The 25,134-nt window shown below is 36.2% G+C and carries 26 protein-coding genes and 1 riboswitch; of the genes, 4 read left to right on the top strand and 22 right to left on the bottom strand.

Annotation, left to right across the window (positions count from 1 at the left end):
- Positions 1 to 81: 81 nt before the first annotated feature.
- From JOD28_RS02075 to JOD28_RS02050, 6 genes are all read right to left on the bottom strand, one after another.
- Positions 82 to 996 (bottom strand): DMT family transporter, encoded by a 915-nt coding sequence (locus JOD28_RS02075; protein WP_204769258.1) that lies wholly within the window; start codon positions 994 to 996, stop codon positions 82 to 84.
- A 271-nt stretch (positions 997 to 1,267) separates the two neighbouring features.
- Positions 1,268 to 2,116, bottom strand: coding sequence for a MetQ/NlpA family ABC transporter substrate-binding protein (locus JOD28_RS02070; protein WP_204769257.1), 849 nt, complete (start codon positions 2,114 to 2,116; stop codon positions 1,268 to 1,270).
- 497 nt (positions 2,117 to 2,613) lie between these two features.
- On the bottom strand, positions 2,614 to 3,243 hold the full coding sequence (locus JOD28_RS02065; RefSeq protein WP_204769256.1) for a sugar O-acetyltransferase: 630 nt from the start codon (positions 3,241 to 3,243) through the stop codon (positions 2,614 to 2,616).
- 75 nt (positions 3,244 to 3,318) lie between these two features.
- On the bottom strand, positions 3,319 to 4,356 hold the full coding sequence (locus tag JOD28_RS02060; RefSeq protein WP_204769255.1) for a pyridoxal phosphate-dependent aminotransferase: 1,038 nt from the start codon (positions 4,354 to 4,356) through the stop codon (positions 3,319 to 3,321).
- Between the two features lie 78 nt (positions 4,357 to 4,434).
- Complete coding sequence (locus JOD28_RS02055) at positions 4,435 to 5,286, bottom strand: PhzF family phenazine biosynthesis protein (RefSeq protein ID WP_204769254.1); 852 nt, start codon at positions 5,284 to 5,286, stop codon at positions 4,435 to 4,437.
- 199 nt (positions 5,287 to 5,485) lie between these two features.
- Positions 5,486 to 6,094 (bottom strand): nitroreductase family protein, encoded by a 609-nt coding sequence (locus tag JOD28_RS02050; RefSeq protein ID WP_204769253.1) that lies wholly within the window; start codon positions 6,092 to 6,094, stop codon positions 5,486 to 5,488.
- A 94-nt stretch (positions 6,095 to 6,188) separates the two neighbouring features.
- Here JOD28_RS02050 and JOD28_RS02045 point away from each other — a divergent pair, with 94 nt between their 5' ends.
- Positions 6,189 to 6,515 carry a winged helix-turn-helix transcriptional regulator gene (locus JOD28_RS02045; protein ID WP_204769252.1) on the top strand — a complete coding sequence of 109 codons (327 nt, stop codon included), beginning with the start codon at positions 6,189 to 6,191 and terminating at the stop codon, positions 6,513 to 6,515.
- 193 nt (positions 6,516 to 6,708) lie between these two features.
- Positions 6,709 to 7,098 (top strand): MmcQ/YjbR family DNA-binding protein, encoded by a 390-nt coding sequence (locus tag JOD28_RS02040; protein WP_204769251.1) that lies wholly within the window; start codon positions 6,709 to 6,711, stop codon positions 7,096 to 7,098.
- A gap of 71 nt (positions 7,099 to 7,169) precedes the next feature.
- Here the strand turns inward: JOD28_RS02040 and JOD28_RS02035 are convergent, their stop codons facing one another.
- The 7 genes from JOD28_RS02035 to JOD28_RS02005 form a co-directional block, all read right to left on the bottom strand.
- Positions 7,170 to 7,421: a hypothetical protein gene (locus JOD28_RS02035; RefSeq protein ID WP_204769250.1), complete on the bottom strand. Its 252-nt coding sequence runs from the start codon at positions 7,419 to 7,421 to the stop codon at positions 7,170 to 7,172.
- Positions 7,408 to 7,782 carry a hypothetical protein gene (locus JOD28_RS02030; protein WP_204769295.1) on the bottom strand — a complete coding sequence of 125 codons (375 nt, stop codon included), beginning with the start codon at positions 7,780 to 7,782 and terminating at the stop codon, positions 7,408 to 7,410. Before JOD28_RS02030 ends, JOD28_RS02035 begins: the two co-directional genes overlap by 14 nt.
- Positions 7,775 to 9,088 (bottom strand): Y-family DNA polymerase, encoded by a 1,314-nt coding sequence (locus JOD28_RS02025; RefSeq protein ID WP_204769249.1) that lies wholly within the window; start codon positions 9,086 to 9,088, stop codon positions 7,775 to 7,777. Before JOD28_RS02025 ends, JOD28_RS02030 begins: the two co-directional genes overlap by 8 nt.
- A 215-nt stretch (positions 9,089 to 9,303) precedes the next feature.
- Complete coding sequence (gene spxB, locus JOD28_RS02020) at positions 9,304 to 11,124, bottom strand: pyruvate oxidase (RefSeq protein WP_204769248.1); 1,821 nt, start codon at positions 11,122 to 11,124, stop codon at positions 9,304 to 9,306.
- Positions 11,125 to 11,335: 211 nt separating this feature from the next.
- Positions 11,336 to 12,082 carry an LrgB family protein gene (locus tag JOD28_RS02015; protein WP_204769247.1) on the bottom strand — a complete coding sequence of 249 codons (747 nt, stop codon included), beginning with the start codon at positions 12,080 to 12,082 and terminating at the stop codon, positions 11,336 to 11,338.
- 19 nt (positions 12,083 to 12,101) lie between these two features.
- A complete protein-coding gene (locus JOD28_RS02010) occupies positions 12,102 to 12,509 on the bottom strand; it encodes a CidA/LrgA family protein (protein WP_204769246.1) in 408 nt (135 codons plus the stop codon).
- A 240-nt stretch (positions 12,510 to 12,749) separates the two neighbouring features.
- Positions 12,750 to 13,709, bottom strand: coding sequence for a Gfo/Idh/MocA family protein (locus JOD28_RS02005; protein ID WP_204769245.1), 960 nt, complete (start codon positions 13,707 to 13,709; stop codon positions 12,750 to 12,752).
- A 186-nt stretch (positions 13,710 to 13,895) separates the two neighbouring features.
- Here JOD28_RS02005 and JOD28_RS02000 point away from each other — a divergent pair, with 186 nt between their 5' ends.
- Positions 13,896 to 14,675, top strand: coding sequence for an SDR family oxidoreductase (locus JOD28_RS02000; RefSeq protein ID WP_204769244.1), 780 nt, complete (start codon positions 13,896 to 13,898; stop codon positions 14,673 to 14,675).
- A 135-nt stretch (positions 14,676 to 14,810) separates the two neighbouring features.
- Positions 14,811 to 15,782 carry a LacI family DNA-binding transcriptional regulator gene (locus JOD28_RS01995; RefSeq protein WP_204769243.1) on the top strand — a complete coding sequence of 324 codons (972 nt, stop codon included), beginning with the start codon at positions 14,811 to 14,813 and terminating at the stop codon, positions 15,780 to 15,782.
- 317 nt (positions 15,783 to 16,099) lie between these two features.
- On the opposite strand, the gene tenA is transcribed toward JOD28_RS01995, so the two are convergent.
- From tenA to JOD28_RS01950, 9 genes are all read right to left on the bottom strand, one after another.
- Complete coding sequence (gene tenA, locus JOD28_RS01990; protein WP_204769242.1) at positions 16,100 to 16,765, bottom strand: thiaminase II; 666 nt, start codon at positions 16,763 to 16,765, stop codon at positions 16,100 to 16,102.
- 2 nt (positions 16,766 to 16,767) lie between these two features.
- Positions 16,768 to 18,033, bottom strand: coding sequence for an acetylornithine deacetylase (locus JOD28_RS01985; protein WP_204769241.1), 1,266 nt, complete (start codon positions 18,031 to 18,033; stop codon positions 16,768 to 16,770).
- A gap of 88 nt (positions 18,034 to 18,121) precedes the next feature.
- Positions 18,122 to 18,210, bottom strand: a riboswitch (TPP riboswitch).
- A 58-nt stretch (positions 18,211 to 18,268) separates the two neighbouring features.
- Positions 18,269 to 19,207 (bottom strand): NADP-dependent oxidoreductase, encoded by a 939-nt coding sequence (locus tag JOD28_RS01980; protein WP_204769240.1) that lies wholly within the window; start codon positions 19,205 to 19,207, stop codon positions 18,269 to 18,271.
- A 15-nt stretch (positions 19,208 to 19,222) separates the two neighbouring features.
- Positions 19,223 to 20,563: a dihydrolipoyl dehydrogenase family protein gene (locus tag JOD28_RS01975; protein ID WP_204769239.1), complete on the bottom strand. Its 1,341-nt coding sequence runs from the start codon at positions 20,561 to 20,563 to the stop codon at positions 19,223 to 19,225.
- On the bottom strand, positions 20,560 to 21,021 hold the full coding sequence (locus JOD28_RS01970; protein WP_204769238.1) for a MarR family winged helix-turn-helix transcriptional regulator: 462 nt from the start codon (positions 21,019 to 21,021) through the stop codon (positions 20,560 to 20,562). Before JOD28_RS01970 ends, JOD28_RS01975 begins: the two co-directional genes overlap by 4 nt.
- Positions 21,022 to 21,292: 271 nt before the next feature.
- On the bottom strand, positions 21,293 to 21,502 hold the full coding sequence (locus JOD28_RS01965) for an MMPL family transporter (protein WP_204769237.1): 210 nt from the start codon (positions 21,500 to 21,502) through the stop codon (positions 21,293 to 21,295).
- Positions 21,503 to 22,011: 509 nt separating this feature from the next.
- Positions 22,012 to 22,329: a PTS sugar transporter subunit IIB gene (locus JOD28_RS01960; protein WP_204769236.1), complete on the bottom strand. Its 318-nt coding sequence runs from the start codon at positions 22,327 to 22,329 to the stop codon at positions 22,012 to 22,014.
- Between the two features lie 21 nt (positions 22,330 to 22,350).
- Positions 22,351 to 23,658, bottom strand: a complete 1,308-nt coding sequence (locus JOD28_RS01955) for a PTS sugar transporter subunit IIC (RefSeq protein WP_204769235.1) — start codon at positions 23,656 to 23,658, stop codon at positions 22,351 to 22,353.
- Entirely contained in the window at positions 23,648 to 25,045 is a 1,398-nt protein-coding gene (locus tag JOD28_RS01950; protein WP_204769234.1) for a glycoside hydrolase family 1 protein, read from the bottom strand. Before JOD28_RS01950 ends, JOD28_RS01955 begins: the two co-directional genes overlap by 11 nt.
- Between the last annotated feature and the right edge of the window lie 89 nt (positions 25,046 to 25,134).

The raw sequence follows: 25,134 nt of genomic DNA, 5'->3' as shown, positions 1-25,134 counted from the left end.
CCTACTATGGTATATAGTAGCCCCTTAAATTAGATTGTCAACAATTAATAAAACAGGTTGAATGTGCCACTAATAGCTGAGTTAATATATTTTCGATATTTTTTTTACCGACCAATACTGCAAAAAAGTAACACCAATAACTAATATAAAGCCTATTATGCCGGTCAAATTAAATGAGATGTTCAAAAATAACACACTTAAAATGGCAGAAGACAGCGGTTCCACAGCACCTAGGACACTCACAGTAGTTGGTTCAATATATTGTAAACTTTGCAAATAAAATAAGTAAGCAAACATAGTTCCAAAGACTATGACTATTAGTAATTCAATAATAATAATAGTATTTAGTTTAGGAGAACTTCCCCACGGCTGAAATAAAAAGTTCATGATGAGTCCACCAATCAACATAGACCACCCTACAATGGTTAAGGCGCCATATTTACCAATTAATTGATGCGGTAGCAATGTATATACGACATCACTAAAAGCAACCATCACACCCCAGAAAACGGCAATTAGAGGGACATTTAGTGAATTGAAATGTCCTTGTGTCACAATAAGTACTGTCCCTATTACGGCTAGAACCACCGAAATCGCATCAGCTCTGCTTGGAAATTTACGGGTCATAATTGATAAGAAAATGATGATTAATATAGGTGCTAAATATTGTAATACCGTCGCAGTTGCAGCATTACCAGTAGCCACTGCTTTGAAAAACGTAAATTGTAAAGCGGTCATACCAAAGACAGTAAATATAATCAGTTGAAGACAATCTTTCACGTTATGAAAAATAGCGAATCTCTTTTGCTGTTTAATGCCTGCATAGAGTAAAATTAATAATCCTGATACTAACATACGCAGCGTAACTAGCCAATTAACGGTGATATTAGCGTGTAAAAATAAATCTTCGGCAACGATACCAGAAACTGCCCATAAAAAAGGACTTAAAAACGCTAATAACAGTCCTAATCCAGGTTTTCTTTTATTGACTTGCATTAATTGAAATCTCCCAACAATGTGATAATCCTAATCTTAGCAATAATAGCCATACACTGTCAATTTGTAACTAGCCATTTTTAATTTTGACTTTTCAAATTTAAACACCACCTGGATCATAATCTTTATACACAAAAAACGCCTCATCAGACAATAACATGACAAGGCACATTACAATTTAAATGTTATGGTTATGTTCTAGCGACTATAACTATAGTCGATTATTTTACTCACAATTAGGAGATAAAATGATCTAGAGATATGGGAAACGTTATTGTGCTTTTGGTGCACCTTTCCATACTGCAATTTCCCCTGTACCGCTTTTGTTATCAATATAGTTTGCTACGTTATTTGATTGATAGGCTTTTACAAATTTTTTAATAGCAGAACTATTTTTCTTGTTTTTTGTGGTGGCAATAATATTAATACCGCCGTGTGTGCTTTTGTCAACAGGTTGGACATAAATAGCGGATTTGATGGAACGGCCTGATCCTACTATAAAACTAGGGTCAATTGACGACAAGTCAACCTCTGGCAAAGTTCTTACTAACTGATCAGTAGCTAATTGCTTAAATTGCAAATTCTTCTTATTCTCAGTAATATCTTTTATAGTTGGATCTTTCACCTTGTCTGATAACTTAATTAAACCAGCAGATTCTAATACTAATAGTGATCTCCCTTGGGTAATCTTACTATTTGAAATACTAACGATACCATTTTGCGGAATATCTTTAATTGCTTTATGCTTATCTGAATATAGACGTCCGGCAACTAATATTGTTTGGCCAACCGGAATAATATTAGACTTGTGGCTCTTATTCCAGTCATTCAAAAAAATATAATGCTGGAATGCATTAGCATCAATATCACCTGATGATAGCGCAGCATTGGGTTGCGTATAATCGGTGAACGTCTTAATTTTTAGAGTTAACCCTTCCTTTTGAGCGTTACTTTTAATGATTTTCCACTGTTCATCAGTACGTTTATCACCTGCCATGATACCAACAGTTAGTGTTTCTTTCTTTTTGTCGACTGCATGTGGTCCAAAGCTTGCGTAGGCAATGCCGGCGATAGCGACGACAGCCACACCACCAACAAGCCATTTAGTTGTTTTACCCATGATACGTATGTCTCCTTTTTTCTTCTAATAATGATACCTAATTTTTAGAACGTTGATGAACAAGCCTCGTTTTTTCAATCAAAAAAGCCGCTTCTGTACTTTAAAAATACAGAAGCGGCTTACCATAAGCGCGATACCATTCTGAGTTGGGACTACTTGTTACCAAATAGTTGCTCACTAACCATCGGGCATTGGGAAATGATCCTAGCCGAATGGTGTGCCCGTTAACGGGGGCCAAGTCGTTGTAAACTAAACGGTAAACCGATTCGTATACACCAATCACAGGTCATTTTCACAATTGCACGCACGCTAACTCACATTACCCGTTAGCTTTCTTGGCTTTGATAAACTGTTACTTTCCTGTTCAATTTGTTTTGCTCTAAAAATCGTTATACGTAATATTACAACGTCAGATGATTAAAGTCAATAGCTTTTAGTTTCAAAATGACGGTGTTGGCTTGTTTAGTTTCCTGACCTGCAACCACGTTCTTCTTTATTTAGCCATTTTTTTCTGCTCTCATGTCGCTATAATATGCTTCTCTTTTTTCGCGCCATAATACTCGGTCATGCTCATCTATTTTTCTTAATACTTTGGCGGGATTGCCAACTGCTATACTATTTGATGGTATGCTTTTAGTAACAACTGCTCCGGATCCAACAACTGAATTGGTTCCGATAGTAACCCCAGGGTTAACGACAACATTTCCGCCAAGCCATACGTTATCTTGGATAGTAATAGGTAACCCATACTCTAATCCTTCATTTCTGATTTCCATGTCAATTGGATGGCCAGCAGTTAATAAGCTAACATTTGGGCCAAACAGCACATTGTTCGCGATGTTAATTTCAGCAACATCTAAAAGGACTAATCTCGTATTAGCATAAAAATTGTCTCCAATACTGGTATTTGATCCATAATCTACATATAAATCTTTTTCAATATAAGAAGCACGTCCGATTGATTTAAAGATTTTGGGAAGCAAAAGTAGTGTTTCTTTTTCCTTAAAATGAAGAGAACTATTATATTGATCTACTAGTTGTCGACCACGACGACTCAAATTTTTCAATTCAGGATCATTTCCGATGTATAGTTGACCATTTAGCATTTTTTCTTTTTGTGATGACATTGTGTCTACCTCTATTAATTAAGAAATTCATTCTGTACAAGTAACCGAGTTCTCTTCACTTTAAGTTTGTGCTTTTCATTGATTACTGAAAACTTGTTTTAAAGCTAGAATTAATTTTTCATTATCTTTATGAGTTTTAATCGCTACACGATGATAATGATTATTTAAACCAACAAATTGTGAACAATCCCTAGTCTTGATTTTTAATTTTAATAAATTTTCACGCAAGTTTTCTTTTTCAGAATAGAATAAGATAAAGTTGGCTGATAATCCAATCAACCTTATTGGCAATTTCTTCATTTGCGATTTCAAAAATTGCTGTTCTTCTTTTAATATGTGATAGGTATTTTCAATATAATCATTATCGTGCAAGGCTAATCGTGCAGCAATTTGTGACACAGTGGCTACATTGTATTCAGGACCTATAGTTGACATTTTATTGAAAAGATGCTGATTACTGCTCATGGCAAAACCGACACGAAAACCTGCTAAAGCAAAAAACTTTGTAAAACCATCAATAACGATCAGATTATCAAAATGATTAACCATACCTTTGACAGTAATTTGTTGCCAATTATTCAAAAATGCGATAAAACTTTCATCAATGACGACATACACATGATGTTTTTGACAATAAGAAATTATTTTTCCAAGATCCAATATTGAAAAAATAGTTCCTGTTGGGTTATTGGGATTGCAGATAACCATGATATCCAAATCAGAATTTATTTTTTCTATTACTTTGTCGAGATTATAATCATTACCTTGATTTATGTTTAGATGGTAGTGGTCTATCTTAGACCCATGCATCAACAACAATTTTTCATATTCTTCATATGTTGGCGTAACTATTAATGATTTTCGTGGATTTAAAGCTGTTATTATACGATAAATTAAATCATTAGTACCATTTCCACACATGATATTCTCAGAATTAAGTTGATACTGCTTTGCTAATTCTTTTCGTAACGCCCAACACGTCGGATCAGGATAATAATGACCTAATTTAATTATTTTTTCTGCATTGTCTAAGACAGCCTTCGGCACACCCAGAGGATTTGTGTTAATCGAAAAGTCATTAATATCATTGTACTTTTTAAATGTTGATGACATCATATCCATTGTTACTTATTTTGCCTTTCCAACTGCTTAGTTTTTTGATTTTGCAGCAGTTAAAATATATTGAGCAACTTAAACCAATAATGTCTTTTTTTCAACTAAATACCCATAGCCGCCGACAAATACTGAATCAATCGTGTCATCATGCGTTGTCAAATTAACAACAATTCTAGAGGGACTATTGAGATTATAACCTTGTTCAAAAATATATTGTGATCTTTTTTCAACATATTTAAATAAGTAGCAAGCTAATGCGCAGTTAGAAGTTCCTGTGGCTGACTCTTCATCAATATCGTAAAGTGGTGCAAAGTTTCTACAAATTGCCGTAACATTATTTTCTGTTTTTTCTAGCGCAAAAGCATGGACCCCAACAACGTTTTGTTCTTTGCTTAATTTGGTCATAACATTAAAATCTGGCCTTAATTGCTGTAAATCCCTAGTTGATTTTACTGGCAATAAAATGTCTTTTAAGCCTGTAGAAACAACTTGAATCGGTAGCTTATCATTTATTAAATTAATATCTAAGCAGTCATTAAATGACTTTAATGCTACTTCATTAAAAAATGTTGGTTTATTTTGTTCCATGAATACCATACCATTTGAGTCAACTCTTATAGAAAGTACACCAGATTTTGTTTCTATTGTATAGTTACTTTTAGATAGTTTACCCAACAACTTTAAAATTGCAAAAGTACCTATTGTCGCATGTCCACAAAGAGGGACTTCTTCAGTAGGTGTAAAATATTCTAAACGAAAATCGGCTTCACTTGATTCTGTTATAAAAGCAGTCTCAGCATAGCCCAGTTCTTTAGCAATTGCCATTTTTTGAACTGAACTCAAATCAGGCCTATCAAAAACTAATCCCGCTTTATTTCCACCGGCATTATCTTTGCTAAAAGCACTCGCAACATACACTTCAACCATTTTTATTTTCTCCTTTAATGATATGAGCAATTATAAAGATTTGAATAACAGATACTTGTCTTAAATAACCGTAAAAGATCAAAACCTAAGTCTAGTTTATCATCTCATGAAGACACTGTCATCTTGTATGTTTTACTAAACGACCGTTAATTAATGCTAAAATACTTAATGATATAACCTTATCCCATATCGGCTTTAATTAAATAATTGTTGTAAATTTTTCAGCAGATTCTCGTTTATGTGAATGACCCGTTGTAACTGCCTTTCCAACAGGTAGTAAAAGAATAGGCTCCCACTCTTCAGGCAGTTTAAGTACTTTCAATATTTCGGCAAAATTGACCCCTCTCATTGGTACCGAATCATAACCAAATGCTCGTAAAACATGCATTAAATTCATACTAAATAAACCAACATCAAAACGAAGACCAACTGATTCTTTATCTTCGGGATGCAAAGAATAATAGGTGTTAATCCTTTGTTTTTTATTATTAATTTCTGATTCTTGAATCAAGTTATATTTGATGCTTGATTGTATCAAACGATTCGTATCATAGTCGCGTTTATCCCCTAAAATAAGAAATACTGCAGAGGCCTGTCCAACTTGTTCTTGGTTAAAAGACAGTTTTTGAAGTTCAACTAATAATTTCTTGTTTTTGATGACTACAACTTTCCATGGTTGTGCATTATTACTTGAAGGTGCATTAGCAGCATGATTTAGTATCTCTATAATGTTTTCATCACTAATCGTATAGGCACGATCAAAATGTCTGATAGATCTTCTTGCGTCTAGTTTTTCTAAAAAATTCATGTTTACCCTCTTTTTTCTATGTAAAACAAGTATAATCAATAGCATAAAGATGAACTAGTAGGCACAATTTTGTTACTTAGGAGATATTTTAAACATGCAATCAACTGACAAATGGTCATGTGGCATCACAAAAATAATGGATACTTTTTCTGGTAAATGGCGTCTTAATTTATTTTGGATTATTTCTAAAAATGAAGGGATTGGTTTTAATCAACTAAAAAAGCAAATCCCCGAAATCACTAACATGATGTTGATTCGCTCACTAAATACCTTGTTATCTGATGGTCTTATTTCAAAAAAGTTAACTGGAAGCAAGGCACCTTTCCATTCAGAATACCATTTAACCAACAAGTCTAAAGCGTTACTCCCATTACTTTTAGAACTCAATGATTGGGGAAAACATTCATTACCGAATCCTTAATTAAGGTACTATTATGAGTAAAATTTGCAGTGCCAAAATAAATTGATAAAAACTTTTAAAATGAATTAAATGTTGCAATCAGAATATATATGCGGCCTATTTTAAAACTTAAAAAACTGGCATAACTATTAATAGTGGACACAAGAACCTTTTTGATATAATAAAGTTACCTTTGAATACGATTGGAGTCATCATGTTGTCCCAAAACGAAGTTTTGTTAAGAATGAAACGTTTTGAAAATTTTGGCAATCAACTGCCAAATGCTAAAGTATATTATCGTATAGACTGGGAAACATTTTATTTCGATTTGGACGGTAAGATGTTTGGCATTATGTCACCTCAAGCCGACAACAACACTTTACTGACTTTAAAGGGTGACCCAGAAGCCAACATTATTATGCGTGAGCTTTACACTGATGTGATTCCTGGCTATCATACGAACAAAAAGCATTGGAATTCTATCAGACTTACCACAACAGAATTGAGTGACCCAGAAGTTGAAAAAATGATTAAAAAATCATATGAACTCGTTTGGCTTAATTTACCCAAGTCTGCGAAAGATAGATTGCGTAATGATTCATAATATGTCGAGCAACAGCCATTTAAATGGTTTTGAAATTTTTTAAACTCATGATATATCCTTCTGATAGGATCTTAAGTTCTAACTGTTAAACCCGTTTCTGTTCTAATTCTTTTTGCTATCTCAGGAATTTTATCTCGATAGATTGTGCCATCTAGTCGCGCGATTTGTTCTGCCGTCGTGGCGTAGCCAATTTTATAGTATTGAAAATATACATTAACTTGACCCGAATAGATTTGACTGACAAGTTTAACTTCGTAAATCGTATTGGGCTTTTTTGTAAATCGTTTTTGAACTTCTAAAATCATATCATCAATTGTCGTCATGTTTTAACCTCACTGCACGAATGTTCTCAAATAAAATATGTTCCCCAGCAATCATGATGCCACGGTCAGAAAAACCAGCAACTAGACCAACAATGTTGGATAGCATCTGATTTGTTTGGTCTGCATAATCCTCCTGTATGATCACAACTTCATAATGCAAAGTGGCATACTGTAGAAGTGACTTAATTTCAGGTAAAGGCATTCGCATCAATTTATTTGTCACATGATGTCGTTGATGCGCTTCTTGTTTCAGTGATGATGTATGATCAGATAAGAAATACCCATGCCATTTTACTTTGCCGCGCTCACGGTAATCATTTTTAAAGAAGTTAGTGACAATATCATTAAATTCATCAGTCATAACTATTACCACCATTGTGGCCACCTACTAGTGTGGCACGGCTAATTGCTGTACCGCCGTCTACTTTAGACATGGCACGCACAATTGCCGTGGTACCAAAACGTTGGCGTAGTTGGTCAACTACTTGATCAATCTTAATTGTCTTTATTTGTTGTTCTGGCGGACTAAATAAATTTAATTGTATACCAACATCATCGACTAGGCCACTATAATCAATGCCAATATGACGAATCACTTCACCATGCCAATTTTGTGCAAAGAGATCAGTCATAATTGCCATCAATGTATGTGTGTCGTTGGTAGGATCAATACGTCGTTGTTTCCTAAAGCCACGACTGCCCTGCTTCGCAGACTCGGCGTAAGAATAACCAATGAATAAGCTAACTAAACTAGCTTGCTTTTTATGAGATCGAATCCTGCTAGCCACTTGATCAGCCATTTCATGGATCACTATTTCAATCTCCTCACGTCGATGATAATCACGTGGCAATACCTGTGAATTACTATAAGATTGACTTTTAGGTAGGACAACATCAGTTAGATTAGAACGATCAATACCCCAGGATAAAGCATACAACTGTTCACCAACAATGCCCATTTTCGAACGAAAAACGTAAGGATCCTGGTGCGCTAAATCATACATCGAATGAATTCCTAAATTATTCAGTTTAACCGCTGTCCGTTTCCCAATACTCCAAATATCATTTAACCGTGTCATTGGCCACAATTTTTTTGGTACATCATCATAGTGCCATATGCCTGTGAGGTTACTGGCATGTTTGGCCTCAATATCTAAAGCAATTTTGGCTAAAACTGGCGAGTCGCCAATGCCTACAGTTAAATAAATACCGGTTTCTTGACGTACGCGCTCTTGGATTTGGCGAGAAACGACCTCTGGTGAATCACCAAAAAAAGCCCAAGTGTCCGTCATATCTAATAATGATTCATCAATTGAGTACGGTAATACCCCGTTCTCTACTGTGTACTCTCGGTAAATCGTGTTAATTCTGATATTTTCCTGGATATATAAATTCATTCTTGGATGTGTAATGATTAAATCTTTATCATTAGGCAAGTCACGTTGTCGCATCACGTTACTTGCACCGAGTTTTTTCTTGGCCATTGGTGACGCAGCTAACACCAAACCACCATTTGTATTAGCCTGTTCAGACATCACCACTAAAATTGATTGGAGTGGATTCAAACCAAACTCGACACTTTCCACACTGGCATAAAAACTCTTAGAATCAATCATGAAAAAAACACGCTGTTCTTCATATTGATAATTATATTCCTGTTTAACCATTAATTTTACACCTCATTATAAAGTCTACACTATCATTATACGAACAAATGTTCCTGTGTGCAATATGCAATTATACGTTATTTTTAAATTTAAGATAATAGTAATGACACAGAGCTTTGAGTAGGACGTTCACTAAATATAAAAACCCAGTCATGCAAACAGAGTATCATCTGTTTGCATGACTGGGTGGCGGCCATTAACGACCTTTTCACACTTTAAAAACTATATTTGTTATCATTCGTGTCTTTAATATACTTTGATGTTAGCCCCTCTTCTTCAAGGAAATGACGGAAGGGCACTAATTCTTGCGCTTCGTATTTCTCTTTATAGGCGTTAACGACCTCTTCACTGTACAAGCTTGTATCAAGTTTCAGTGTTTCTACAGGAATTGGACGGTCCTTAGTAATTTTTGCATCAACGACAACAACACGTCCTTGGTTATAATAATCTACTGCTTGTTTGATAACCTGATCAATGTCTTCAATGCGCCGAACGGTTAAGCCAACAGCGCCTTGTGCTTCAGCAATCTTGGCGTAGTCAACATCAGTAAAGTCGACACCGAAGTTATAGGTATTGGTATCCTCGTACTTGTTCTTGATAAAGCCGTACTCTGTATTAGTGAATACAATATTAATGACTGGTAAATCATAGCGAACGTTTGTGACAACGTCTGGGTATGTCATTGAAAAGGCGCCATCCCCCATCAAATTCCAAACTTGACGATCTGGATAAGTATTTTTGGCACCAATACCACCTGGCAAACCAATACCCATTGTGGCAAACAACGGCGATGTACGCCACATATTCTTAGGAGTCATGTGCAGATGGCGTATAGACATTTGCGTCACGTTACCCACATCAGTTGAGAAAATCGCATCTTCGGCCGCGTACTTATTGATGGCGTTATAAACTTGGTAAGCTTGAAGGTCCCCTTCAGTTTTTTGTTCCAGTTTATTCATATAGCCACGCCAATTTTGAACATTTTTGATATTAGCATGCCACCATGGTGATTCTGAAGCTGGCGTCACTTTAGCAAGTATGGCATCAATCGCATCTCCAGCATCACCAAGGATGGCCACATCGTTTTGGTGACGTTTACCTAACATTGCTGGGTTATTATCAATTTGAATGAATTTATCAACGTTACGGAATGTGCCTTCAACTTCTGAGAATGGGAAGTTTGTTCCGACGAATAGGACAGTGTCTGCCTCAAGGACCGCTTCGTTAGCTGGTTTCCAACCAACACGGAATGTTGACCCTGTAAAAGCCTCAAAATCCCAGTCAAATGTTTCAAAGTTTTTACCAGTTGTAATAATAGGTGCCTTTATCTTACGAGCCAATTCTTGAACTGCTGGACCATGTCCAATAGTGCCCACACCTGCATAAATAATTGGGCGTTTTGCTTGATTTAATAGGGCAACAGCACCATCAATATCTGCTTCATCAACAGGCGCTGATTTATATTCTTTATATTTTAAACCTGATGAGTATAGTGGCGATGAATAAATTGAATTTTCATCAATTTCTGAAAATCCGAAGTCAGCAGGTACTTCAAGTACCGCAACACCACGTTTTGAAATCGCTGTACGGATTGCATCATCTACCAAATGAGGTAACTGTTCTGCCGTAGCAACACGACGATTATAAACCGCGATACTTTCATACATCGGATTTTGATTTAATTCTTGAAAGGAATCCATATTCAATTCACGAACTGGCTTTGATCCTAAAATAGCTAATACAGGTGTATTGTCCATCGCTGCATCATATAGACCGTTAATTAAATGCGTCGCACCAGGGCCACCTGATCCAACAGCAACGCCTAACTTGCCGCCAAATTTCCATTGCATGACAGCTGCCATAGAAGCGACCTCTTCGTGTTTAACTTGTAAGAATTTGATGTTGTTTTCAGGATTTCCCATAGCATTCATCAAACCACTTAACGTTCCGGAAGGGATACCGTAAATTGTGTGAACACCCCAGCCTTCCATAACCTTCAAAGCTGCTAGTCCAGCTGATATTTTCTTATCTGACATTCTAATACCCTCCTAAAGTAACTACAATTGTAAGCGCTTTCTTTACAACAATTTAAATTATATATTAATTGTTGTGCAATATCAAGTTATTGCATTAACAGAAAATGTTTTGCGCTACAAGAAACAACAAGACAATGAACTGAGTTAATTAATGTAAACGATTGAAAAATAATTTGGATTTTTATTACGGAGATACTTTATGCGACTTCAATTACATAAGCCCCATTAATTTTGCAAATGTTGGCACGATTAAATCAACAATTAGACCAATAACGACCATTGAAATAGAAGCCATAGCGCCCTCTACTTCACCAACCTCTATCGCTTTTGCTGAACCAATTGTATGTCCGGCTGTACCAAACGATAACCCTAATCCTATCGGATCTTTATCTAACTTAAACCATTTGATTAGTTGGGTACCCAAGGCATAGATGACAACAGCATTGACAATAACTGCCATGGCTGTAATTGATGCAGCCATCGTACCGACTTGACCACCACCAGCAATGACTGAAGAAATCGGCAATGCTATTGCTGTTGTGGCTGCTTGAGGAAGCATTGCAATTGTTGCAATTTTTGATAGACCAAACAGACGGGAAATAATAAAAATAAGAAACAAAGCTATCGTTAAGCCAACGAATAGAGAAGTGAAGATGCGCAACCAATACCGTTTCACCAAATCACGGCGTTTGTATAATGGTACTGCAAATGCCATTGTTGCTGGATTCAAGAACCAGAAAATGAAATCTCCTCCTACCTTATATTGTTGATAGAGTGCTGCGGTTGGTTGTCTCAATAAACTAGATAACCCAATCAATATGAAAATACCTAATACCATCCCGATAAATAAGGGTTGAAATATAAAAATTGGGTATTTCTTAAAAAGTTGTTGACCAATCCAATAAACGAAAATGGTTAAAAAAATACCCCAAAACGGTGTGCTTAAAAAAGACAACATAATATCTACTCCTAACAACCTATAATTTATGATGAATTTTACCACTAATTTTTGCCACTAGTTGTGATGTATACGCAACTGATAATAAAAGCACCACAGTTGAGATGATGACCACCGCAACAATTTTAATACCTTCTTGTTTAAATAAAGTCAACGAACTGGCAAGTGAAATACCCGAAGGTACAAATAACAAACCAATCAATCCAATTAAACTTGTCGACAGGCCTTCCACTTGTTCCAATTTAACGACACCACTAACTAGCGCAATGAATAATAACATTAACCCAATTAATGGTGTTGGTACGGGAAATCCTGGTAGTACTAACGATATACCAATTGATAAAATATTAGCGATGAGTAGAATGCAGCTAAAAATTAAAAATTGCGTTAGCAGTGGTGCGGCTTTTTCTTTCTTTTTATTTTCCATAAAACAATTCCCTCCTAAATATTGTAAGCGTTTACATTACAACCTTAATTTTACACTGCCACGCCCATATTGCAAGTGATTTGAAAAAAATATAAAACAAAACAGATTCTTTACATGAAAACTTATGCACAAGCATCATGATATAAAAATGCGTTTACACTGAATGGCCCGACCAAAAAAGCGGTCTAGTCATTCAGCGTAAACGCACGAATTCTTGCTATTACATATCAGTTTTGGTATTTACTTTTTTTGCCACTGAGATTGCACAGTTTCAAATATATTAAATACATCAACAGTCATATTGCTATAAAGCGTACTTTGACTTGGACTCTCAACCACTTTTTCAAAATCTTCAACCTCGTAGACTAATGCGTCCTGTGTATCACCGGCCTTAATCAATTCAGTATTTTTTGTTTCCGTGTGATACCAAGTGGCTTCCTGAGCACGTGGAAAATCGCGTACGCGAATATAGCCTTTAGTTCCTGAAATAGTCAATGCTTTAGGTTGTTTTGCTTGCATGGATAGAGAAACAGTAGCTAATTCATTTTTTGAATTACTCAGAATTGTGACTGATTGTTCATCAACACCTGTTTCAAAATAATTTGCGAAAGAGCTAATTTGGTTTGGTTGTTCTGACATGAAATAACGCGCTGCGGTAAATGCATAGCCGCCAATATCTAGTAACGCGCCACCTGCTAAATCAGCATTAAAAAATCTATTCGTCACATCATAAGGCTTGTGACTACCAAAAGTAACATTAATAGTTTTGACGGCACCTAATTCACCCATTGCCACCAATGATTTAATTTTTTTAATTAGTGGCATATGTAGTAAGGTCATGGCTTCCATAATTATAATGTTATGATCGCGAGCTATACGATAAAGCTCAGTTAGTTCAGCTTTATTAACCGTCATCGCCTTTTCTGCCAATACATGTTTACCCTGTAATAAAGCCTGTTTCGCTATCTCAAAATGCGTATTATGTGGGGTCGCAATATAAATTGCATCAATCAATTTATTTGAAAGTAGGTCATCTAAGGTTCTAAATTGTTTTCTGATATGATATTTTTCAGCGAACTGTTGTGTTTTCTCAAAGTGTCGCCCAAACACGCCCTCAATGTGCTTGCCATTCTTCAATAACGCGGACGCCATTTCATTAGCTATCGTTCCAGTACCAATTATTGCCCAATTTAATGTCATCGTTTTTTCCTTTCTAACGACAGAAATAGTCCTGTCCCTTTAAACGTAAACGCTTACGTTATAAATACATTGTAAGCGTTTTCTTTTAAAAAGTCGATACTTGATTATTTGTTTTTATAAGCGTAGTATACATGTATACGTAACCGCTTACGTAAATAACTGAAATTAAGATAACGGAGAAAAAGTATGACAACATTAGATTTTTCACTTAACACTTTCAGTCTCACTGGTAAGACAGCCTTAATTACAGGTGGTGCGTCTGGTCTTGGACGGTACTATTCCCAAGCGTTAAGTTCAGTTGGTGCTAATATTTTGGTAGTTTCTTATACCAAAACAGGTTGGGATGAAACAAAAGCAATCGTTGAATCCTATGGGCAAACAATTGACTTTCTTCAATTAGATATCACACAAAAAGATGCAGCAGATCAGATAACTAATTTTATAAAAAGCAGTAGTCAAACATTAGATATTCTCGTTAATAACGCGGGCATGCAAAAGCGACACGAATGGCAAGAATTTCCAGATGCGGATTGGGATGCAGTGCTGGATTTAAACTTAAATGCTGTTTATCATATTTCCAAAGCAATGGCGCTATTAATGTCTGAAAACGGTGGTGGAAAAATCATCAATATTGGATCTATGCAATCTTATCGCGCGGGCAAGTTTATTTTCCCCTATACTGCAAGTAAGCATGGTGTCATTGGTTTAACTAAAGCATATGCAGACGCGTTAGCCGTTGACAATATTCAAGTCAACGCGATTGCCCCCGGATACATTAATACACCAATGACCAAGGCACTCCAAGAAAATGAAACGAGGAACAAGGAAATCCTTCAACATATTCCAGCTGGGCACTGGGCAGATCCCAAAGAACTTATGGGAACCGTTGTATTTTTGGCTAGCAATGCTTCTAATTATATTACGGGTGTCACACTACCAGTCGATGGTGGTTATTTATTAAGATAATTGTTTCACAATTAACACAAACAGACGCACACAAATGAGTTACACTTCTATTCAAATGCTATAATAAAAAAGGCTCAGCGTTCTAGTATATACCTAAAACACTGAGCCTTTAAATTCAAACAATAGGCCTAATACATGGATAAAAATAAAAAATTAACTATCGTCGACGTTGCCACTAAGGCAGGCGTTTCAACCGCTACAGTTAGCCGCTATCTTAATGGCCAGCTGAACCAAATGTCTGAGAAAACCGCAGCAAAATTAAAAAAAATAATTGAAGAAACTGCTTATACCAGAAATGCTGCTGCTGTGCAATTGGCAAAACAAAAATCAAATCTAGTCGCTGTTCTTGCCTCAAATATTGATGAATACTTTTCTTCAGAATATTTTAAGGGCATTGTCTCTATTTTAAGCGTACAAGGTTTTATTGGTGTGCTTTTTGATTCAAACTCAGATACGGCTACTGAATCTGCTCTTCTAGAAACTGTTTACAATCAAAAATTTGCTGGATTGGTTTTACAACCAGTATCAACTGACCACAATTTAATTGAAAAATTCACCAATGACGGTGTACCAGTTGTGTTAATTGACCGCGATATTGGTAATGGCAAATTAAGCACTGTCACCACAAATAATTTTCAAGTCACAAAATTTGCAATGGAAAATTTTTTAGATACAGGCTTCAATAAAGTGACCATCATTACTGAACCAATTAATCATATTTCAACTCGTGTCGAAAGAGTTGCTGGTATACGCTCTGTCTTTGATCATTCACAACTCATTGAGGTGGATTCTGAACATCTTGATTTTTCTGGGTTATCCAACGACCTAGATATAAGCAATCCAAAAAACCTTTTGTTTGTACTCAAAGAACGACTTTTAATTCAATTATTGGCCAATAGCGACGTTTTGAATGCACCACAGATGCCTCAAAGAATAACGGGCTTTATTGACACTAATATACCAAAATATTTGGCACCAAATTATAAATTTATTCAACAATCACCGTTTTTGATGGGTGCCACAGCGGCTGAAATTTTAATGACACAGATTTCAGAAAAACAACCTGAATACATAAAACAAATTGTTATCCCTTCTAAGTTTGAATAATATCGCTGATCGAAATCTGGTTTAGTCGCGTTTAATACGCTAAGTCGTTGTTTTTTTGCTCAGGAAATTACGTCGGACATACTAAACAGCGTAAAATCGGTATAGCCAAGCTATTGACAATTTTTTCATGTGAACTATTAATTATCGTAATTAAAATATTTATTTTTAGGTGGATTAGTTTTTATTCTTAAATACCCTTTTGCTAGGTTATATTTTTCTTAGATACACGCATTATCCCAGCATTCTGTTAATAAAAATAGTTAAAAGCAGTACTTGAACGTCACTCCAATTTTTGGGGTTCAGTTCAACTAAAAAAATCAAACCAACCACTTTTCTTCTTGATAAGCCATTTCCCAAAAAAGTACTTCGTATCGCAAAGCATTTTTAAAAATGTTCGTTAAATTCGTACGTTGCATGTTTGTCTGTTGTGCTGTTATCTTGTCAAATTCTTGAATCAGCCATTCAGTCAATGCACTAAAATCAGATGAACTATACATCGCAATCCATTCGCCGTATAGCGCATGTTTGGCACCTGGTGAATGGGCTAAACTTTTCCCAATTGCTTCATATCCCCACATGCAAGGCAGAAGTGCAGCCAAAAGTTCAGCTTGACCGCCAGTCTGAGCAACTGATAATAAATAATTTGTGTATGCCAATGTTGTGGGTGCAGGCTCTGCAGATGTTAATGTTTCTTCACTAATGTTAAATTGGGCAGCATATTGTCGATGCAATGACATTTCTTCAGTTAAAGTTGACTGTAGTATATTTGCAAACTGTGTCATTGTTTGCAAATCAGTACTTTTAAGGACACCTAAGGCAAATATTTTAGCATAGTCTATCAGATACACATAATCTTGTATCATATAGTATTTAAATTTTTGGACTGGCAAAGTACCTGCGCCAATTTCTTGCACAAATGGATGTTTTAGATTAGCTTGCCAAATGTTGTCAATGTCTGTTATAATTTCTTGACTAAATCCCATTTTTACCCCTTCTTAGTATGTGTCCAGTCTACAATAAACTGTGCTAAAGATTGACTATATTGCACTAAACGCGTAACTGAAATACTTTCATCAACTGCGTGCGCATGACGCAAATCACCTGGTCCATATATGGCAGCAGGAATATGAGCATCACCAAACCAGCCACCATCTGTTACACTTGTTGAAACAGAAACGCTTGTTTTATTTTTAAAGGCAGCTAAGTGTGCGTTGCGTAATGTTTGAACTGCAGGATGTTTTTCATCCACCTCTAAAGCAGGGAAAATTTCGCCTCGATCTTCAATCATTGAACTACCACCCCATTCAAAGGTGGGTAAATGATCCCGTAACCATGGGTCTGCTTGTGCTAAGCGGGTTACAAATGATTCAATTTCTTGTGTGACAGATTGGTAGGTTTCATTTGGATAAAAGTGAACTGTTAGCCATAGGCGTGCTTCGTCAGCGATAAATGCTGCATTTCGTCCCCCTTCAATTACTGCAGGATTAATCGTATTCGTACCAGCAGGAAAGCCAGGATAAATTTTATTGACTGCCCAATCACGTTCTAATTCCTGCAAACCAATGATTAACTTGGCCATTTTTTCAATCGCACTCGCCGCCCTTAACCCGCCACCAGCATGAATCATTTCACGGCGTAAACCATCATGGTAAGTTTTATCGCTTTTGATTGTCACCCAGCCTGTAATAACACCACCTTGTCCTTGAATCTCTAAATCACTTGAATCGGTTACAAGTGCAAAGTCTGCTGAGTAGCCATGTTCAATTGTTGATTTCGTTCCAGCCTCGCCGACTTCTTCTCCAATCACGGATTCAAAAAACAGTTGTCCTGGCAAAACGATATTTTCATCATGCAAAATTTTTAAAGCAAATAATGCAGCCGCAAGTCCACCTTTCATATCTGATACACCACGTCCAATGATTCGATCATCACGAACGACAGCTTCAAAAGGTGTAAAAGTCCAGCTTTCATCAGGATTTAACGCTGCAACATCCATGTGCCCGTTAATGATCAAACTTTGATATGCTGGATCGCCAACCTTGGTTCCAACCACAATATCATCATTATCATATAATGCCCATTGATCAATATCAAAGTCCAAAGCGCTTAAAAAATCAGCGACAAAATTTTGTGCTTCACGCGTATTTCGCGCTGGTGGTGCTGGTGTTTCGAAAGCAACCAGATTTTTTATCAAATCTAATAACTCGTCTTGTCGTGACTCAATTTGTTGATTAACTTTTGTTAAATCCATGCTTCACCTCCGCGAAAAAAGCACTCTTGCCGGCGGACAAAAGTGCTCCAAAAAATTGGATTCAATAGGCGTTGCAAGCAAGTTAATGTTGCATCACAAATTACTTTCCTCCGCTGGTATTATCCATCTCAGGTTCAAAGGGTACTTCTCAGCCGTTGGGCGCCCCTAGTTTACTGTTTAATTGATTTATTGAGTATAACTTATTTTGACAGTCTTGTCAAAATGTTGCTTGACCTCATGGTTTAATAGTGACTACAACTTTTCCTCGAGCATGGTGGGTTTCGCTACGTTCATGTGCTTGGCGAATACCTTCTGTTGTGAGTGGATAAATTGAGTCCACGACAATTTTCAGGTCCTCGTTTGCGATGTCGATTGCCAAAGTTTCTAAGTCCCGACCATTGGGGGTTAACCAACCAGACATCACGGTTTTATTTGAGATGTTTTTTTGTTGATCAGTTAAAGTAGTGGAAATGGTAACAAAATGACCCCCAGGTTTAAGAATAGCGATACCGCCATCAACGTCCCCTACGGTATCTAAAACAGCATCAAAGTCTGACAGGACATCTTGGATATTGTATTCATGATAATCGATTACTAAATCAGCACCTAATGATTTCACGAATTCGTGGTTGACTTGTCCAGCTGTTGTTGCTACATAGGCACCCATCATTTTAGCTAGTTGAATGGCATAAATGCCAACACCGCCAGCACCAGCTTGAATCAATATTTTCTGATTTGACAATAATTTGAGTTGCCGAAGCATCTGTAAGGCTGTCAAGGCAGCTAATGGTACAGCAGCAGCTTCTTCAAAACTAATATTACTTGGCTTATGTGCTAGCTTGTCAGCCTTAACAGCTGTGTACTCTGCATAAGCGCCATTCGCGCCTAGGTTATCAATATCTGGTCGAGCAAAAATAGCATCGCCAACTTCAAATCCCTTTACCTGCTCACCAACAGAAACAATTGTCCCTGCAAGATCCCAGCCCAAAATAACTGGAAATTGCCATTGGAACATAGGCTTTAGTAACCCTTGCCGCGCTTTATAGTCAATTGGATTAATACTGGTTGCATGATTTTCTACTAACACTTCATCTGCTTGAATTTCAGGCATTCTTGTGTCGATAACCTCGAGTTCGTTTCGATCACCATAATGGTTAATTACAGCTGCTTTCATAGCGTCTCTCCCTTATTAAGCTAAATAATTAGCGATCAGTGGTAGTACAATGCCCGAATGGGTTGGAAACGCAAAAATTTGTGATTCAATATCTTTGCTAGTGTATGACTTATTAATCACAGGGACAAGTGCATTAATAACTTCTGGCGCAAAATCACCAATCAAGGCTGCCCCAACAAGTCGTTTGTTTTTATTGACCACAATTTTTATGGCTGCATGAGCATCATTTAACGTTTGGAAGCGCATAAGTTGGCCATAAGGTATTTCATGAACTTGTAGATTTACATCTTGATTTGCTTGATCAACCGTCACACCTATTTGTGCTACACGAGGTAATGTAAAAGCAATGGTAGGTACAACTGGATAATTGATTGGCGCTTTGGCGCCCAAAAGCAGACTAGCAATATAATTTGATTCAAATGTTGCAGTTGGGGTCAGACGTGCAATTGACTTTGATATCACGTCACCGCTAGCATAAATATTGGTAACAGAAGTTTGCAAATGATCATTAACCAAAACGCCTTGTTTATCGTACAAAACATTAATACCGTCTAAGCCTAACGATTCAATATTGGGAACGCGGCCAGTTGTGTCCATAACGTAATCAACACGATATGTTTGCCCTTGGGTCGTTGCCACTTGAAACTGATTATTTTCAAGACGTGATACGCTAGACACTGCGTGATTAAAAGAAAATTGAATACCACCTTGTGTCATGTCATCAACTACGTTTTGAGCATACGCAGTATCAAACCCAGTTAATGCACGATCTCCATACTCAACGACTGTCACCTTGCTTCCAGCAGCTTGCGCAATTGCAGCAAACTCCATTGCGATATAACCAGCACCAATAAATAGGATTGATTTTGGCATATCGGGTAAATCTAAGAAATCTGTACTATCATGCAATAGTTCCGCGCCAGTGATTGATAATTTGGCAGGCCGTTGTCCGGTTGCAATAACAAAGTTCTTAGCTTGATAAATTTGATCTGCCACAGTAATTTTTTTGACATCTAAGAATGTTGCATGTCCATTGATAATATCAATGCCATCAACGGATAACATATGCGCTAAACTGTCTGACATTGGGTCAATCACTTGATGCTTATAAGCCATTAATTCTGGCCAAATAATATTAGGTGTTTCGTTAATACCGATACCATGGTAATGCTGTAAATGATGTATCATTTCAGCTGGTCCGTCCAACAAAATTTTAGCGTTACAACCAAAATTGGTACATGTCCCCGCAACCTTGTTTTCTTCCACCAAAGCTACTTTTTTACCTGATCGTGCTAACGTTTGGGCACCATGCCAAGCAGCGTGCCCACTACCGATAAAGATAACGTCATAAGTCATTTTTCAAGCCTCCGATTGTCTGCTATTATTTCCTTTAATACCCTGTTTAGAATATCATTTTCGGCAATAATTGATTCGATAGAACGCGTACTTGACTGTATTAATTTATCACGAATACGCGCAATATCTACCAAAATATTTTCGAACAACTGATATTTTGAAGCTGGTATTTCCAAAAATTTTACACGTCGATCTACTTCACTGGGTACTTTAACAAGCCATGATTTTTTGACCAATCTGTCAATGACCGGTGTCAACGTATTACTAGAAAGATCTAATTCTGTACCAATGTCCATTAACTTTACAGATTTATTTTTAGATATGACAAGCAAAGACATATATTGTAAATAAGATAAATCATATTTATCCAGGACAATGCCATATAAATGATGAAAATAACGATTTGTGTTATACACTGATAAACATAATTCGTCATACACCTGTTCATTTTTTGTCATTAATTTCTCACCTCGTTATTTATTATATCGTGCACGATACATAATAACAAATTAAACGCTTACTTTAAGATACTTAGTTAAAAAAAGAAGTACTGTACTCAGATATCCATATGATTGACACGCTAGTATCACAAAACACACCAATTAGATGACCTCGTGTGATGTGTTTTGTTACTTTTATAGTGCTGACTTCATGACTATAATATCATGTGCAATCGTACAAGTTATTGTAATTTACTACGATGACACAAAGCATGTCAAATTATCAAATTCACTTTGTTTTGAACTTTTGAACTCGTGCTACCGTAGCTGGTAATATTGTCAGTTCCGCCACCAACGAGTATGCCGTATCTAAAACTGTAATCAGTCCAAAAGAACTCAATACCGGAAAACTAACGAATATAATAGCCGCAAAACCACCAATCACTGTCAATCCTGAAACAGTGATTGCTGAGCCGACTTGGCTCACAGATTGCATCATGGCATCATGTAGACGAACTCCTCAATGAATTTTTAGAATATAAATTTGATTCGTCTACACAACCTTCAGAATTTAAAAGTTTAGATGCGGAAATTAACAATATTTTAGAGGTAATTGATACTAATTTAGGTCTCTTTCAACATTGCGTTGCTTCCATCGCTAAATTTAATATCACATTACAAAAGTTTTTGCTCAATCGATTGAAAGTCACAAAAATAGACACCACAATGAATATCGACGTGAATGATCCGGCTGAGATAGAATTATTGTTTAATACAACTGTAGCTATATTTAGCTGTTGGTTGAAAAGCAGTGTTAACATTAATAAACAACATGTCATCGCTTTTTTAAAAAAGCACTTTAAAATCTAGAAATTCTTTTTGTTCTGTTAAACAAATGCTTTATCCATCGAATTCAAGATTGATATTGTTTACCAAAAAATCCCAGCCAAAAATGACTGAGATTTTGTACATTTCTACATTAGTAAGCGTTTACATATTTTAACGACATTATTGCATTAATTCGACTGCTTCTTTGAGTACTTTTTGACCATTCATCATGCCATAATCTGCCATACTAATCACACGTAAAGGTATGTCTTGATTTCCTAGCTTATCTCTAAGTTCGTTTTCCATATAACTCACTTGGGGGCCAAGCAGTACACAGTCAATTTTTTTGCTGTTAATTTCTTCATCAAATCCAGACACTGAAGTAGCAAATATGTTTACTTCTATGCCAGCCGCGTCAGCCGCTTTTTTCATTTTATTCACTAATAAGCTGGTACTCATGCCGGCAACACAACACAGCATAATTGTTTTCTTTGACATTAGATTATATCTCCTCATTTGTTAATTTTTTTGCTGCCTTAATATGACCTGTTCACTGATTTTCATAAATGGAATATAGAAAAGTACGCCCACCGTGAAGCTTATTAATTGGACAACAACTGCACGCCAGTCACCTCCGGTAGCCAAAAAGCCATTGATTAAGGGCGGTGTGGTCCATGGTACTAAAACAACAGTTCTGTTCATGAATCCTAAAACAGTAGCGGCATAAGCGATAAGCAATGATATGACCGGTGTAAGAACGAATGGAATAAGTAAAGGAATATTAAAAACAATTGGATACCCATAGATTACTGGTTCATTTATATTAAAAATTCCTGGAACAATCGATAACTTGGCCACTTCTCGGCTAGGTTTTATTCGAGAAAACATAAAGGTCGCCACCAACAAACAAATTGTACTTCCTGTTCCGCCCATCATCCCAAATGTATCTCTAAAAACACTGGTAATGATATAGGGCACATGTTCTCCTGATGCAAAAGCTTGCATATTTTTATTAGTATTAATTAATAACACAGGATCTAATAATGTCCCATTTATGACAGCTTGATGAATACCAAAGCCAAACAGTAAGTTCCCTACTGTATAAATCAGTAGAAAACCTGGTAAACTTGTATTAACTTTGCGCAACGGTTCTTGAATAATGGTTGTAATTAACTTAATCAAATCGGTATGGAATCCAACAAATAAAATGGCTGAAATAATAGCTAATAATGCTATGACGGCTATTGTCGGAATTAACGTCAGAAATGAATCACTGACAGCTGGTGGCACATTTTCGCCTAAATTAATTTTTATTTTCTCTATTTTAGACAATTTAATGAACAGCTCAGATGCAACTAGCCCAACAATAATACCCGCAAACATGCCAGTAACACCAATATTACTATAGGATAAAAACCCAGTAATCTCAACTGTATGTTTTCCCGCAACTGGTAACGCTTGTAGTGTTGTAGGCATAACAACAATCAACCCTGCGAGAGACACAATAGCTGCACCTAGTGGATTTTTGTAGTGTCGATTACGAGCTAAACAGTAACCAATAACCGGTGCAATAATTAGTCCCGCAATATTTAATGTGCCATTAACAATTAAATTACCAAATGTTTGAAAATTAATCAATGTCGTGCTTTTTAAGAATAGTGGAAAAAAAACGTTATTGATTAAAACACCTAAACCAGCAAGAATAAATAACGGCATAACCATGGCAAATGCATCTCTTAATGACCTTAAGTGAATTTGATTGCCTATTTTTATTGAAATGCGTGTAAAATGATCAATAAATTGTTGCCAAATACCTTTATGTGTCATAATAATTTTCCTCCTTACTCAACTCAATGTTTTTTTCTTGAATAAATTTTTTAAACCAAAAATAACTTTTTTTAGGCACACGTTTAAGGTCTTTGATATTATGATTATCGCGGTTAACATAGACTAGTCCATATCTTTTTTCGACATTTCCCTTTGAACTTGGTATATCAATCAAGCCCCACCCTAGATAACCTATAATATTTGCACCATCAATGTGTATCGCTTTAAGCATTTGATTGATATGATTTTTATGATATTCAATTCGGTAATCATCGATTATTTGATCTTTACCATTCCAATATTCACGTGCACCTATACCATTTTCCGCTGGTAGAATTGGCAACCCAAAACGATTGTACATTTTAGTAATTGTATTTCGAAAACCGACGGGATCTATTTGCCATCCAAATTCTGATGTTGGTAGCATCTCGTTTGGGATACGTCCTTTAGCCATATACGCGTTGGGCGCATCATTTTTATCAATTAATTTACTATCGATAACTAAACTATAATAATAACTGAAAGCTAGGAAATCGCTCTTCATATTTGGATGCTTTAACAAAGACAACGTAATCTCATCGTTAAGAAATTGTAGATCATTCTGTTTCATATATTGAATAACTTCAGGGGAACGTTTGCCTGTTGCAAAAAAGGTTAGGTAATCTTCATTAATAAACGCCATCGCTTTACGAGCATACATATTATCTTCTGGGTCAGTTGAAGCGGGATACATTTCTTGATAAGCTACCATGCCACCAACGTTCATATCAGGGAAATGATGTATATAATCAGCGATTTCTGAATAAGCAATTAAAGTATTTGCTGATATTTTATATAGTTCTTTAATGCTTTTCGGTCCAAAAATATAACCAGAATTTTGAAATCCTTCTTCAAATGTCATACAGTTTTGTTCATTAAACGGTATCCAATACTTCACTTTATCGGAAAAATGTTTGATCACTATTTTTGAGAATCTAATAAATGCATCTCTAACATGATCATTAATTAAACCATTATATTTTTTTGATAATGACAATGGCATATCAAAGTGATATAGACAAACAATTGGTATGATACCCGATTTGTTCAAGTTGTTAATAAAATTACTGTAGTACCGCAACCCTTCCTCATTAATCTTGCCATCACCATCAGGAATTATACGTGACCACGAAATTTGAAATCGATAACAATTCATCCCAGCGTTCTTCATTAAATCAAAATCTTCTTGATATCTATGATACTCGTCGATTGCAACCTTCCAATCGCTACTTTCCTCACCAGCTTCCTTTATATCATATACCGAAAGACCTTTACCGCCCTCATTCCAAGCACCCTCAGTTTGCATACTGGAGACCGAATTTCCCCATAAAAAAGGTTCTTTTTTCATAGCACACTTTTCCTTTCCAAAAACCATCTTCATTGTCTCTATACATGTATTATCTCTCGATTTTATTATTTGTCAATACAAATTTATAA

It is taken from the genome of Leuconostoc rapi (genome assembly GCF_016908715.1).
GTDB lineage: Bacteria > Bacillota > Bacilli > Lactobacillales > Lactobacillaceae > Leuconostoc > Leuconostoc rapi.
Note: the sequence above shows the minus strand (reverse complement) of the source record. Positions and strands in the feature narration are given on the sequence as shown.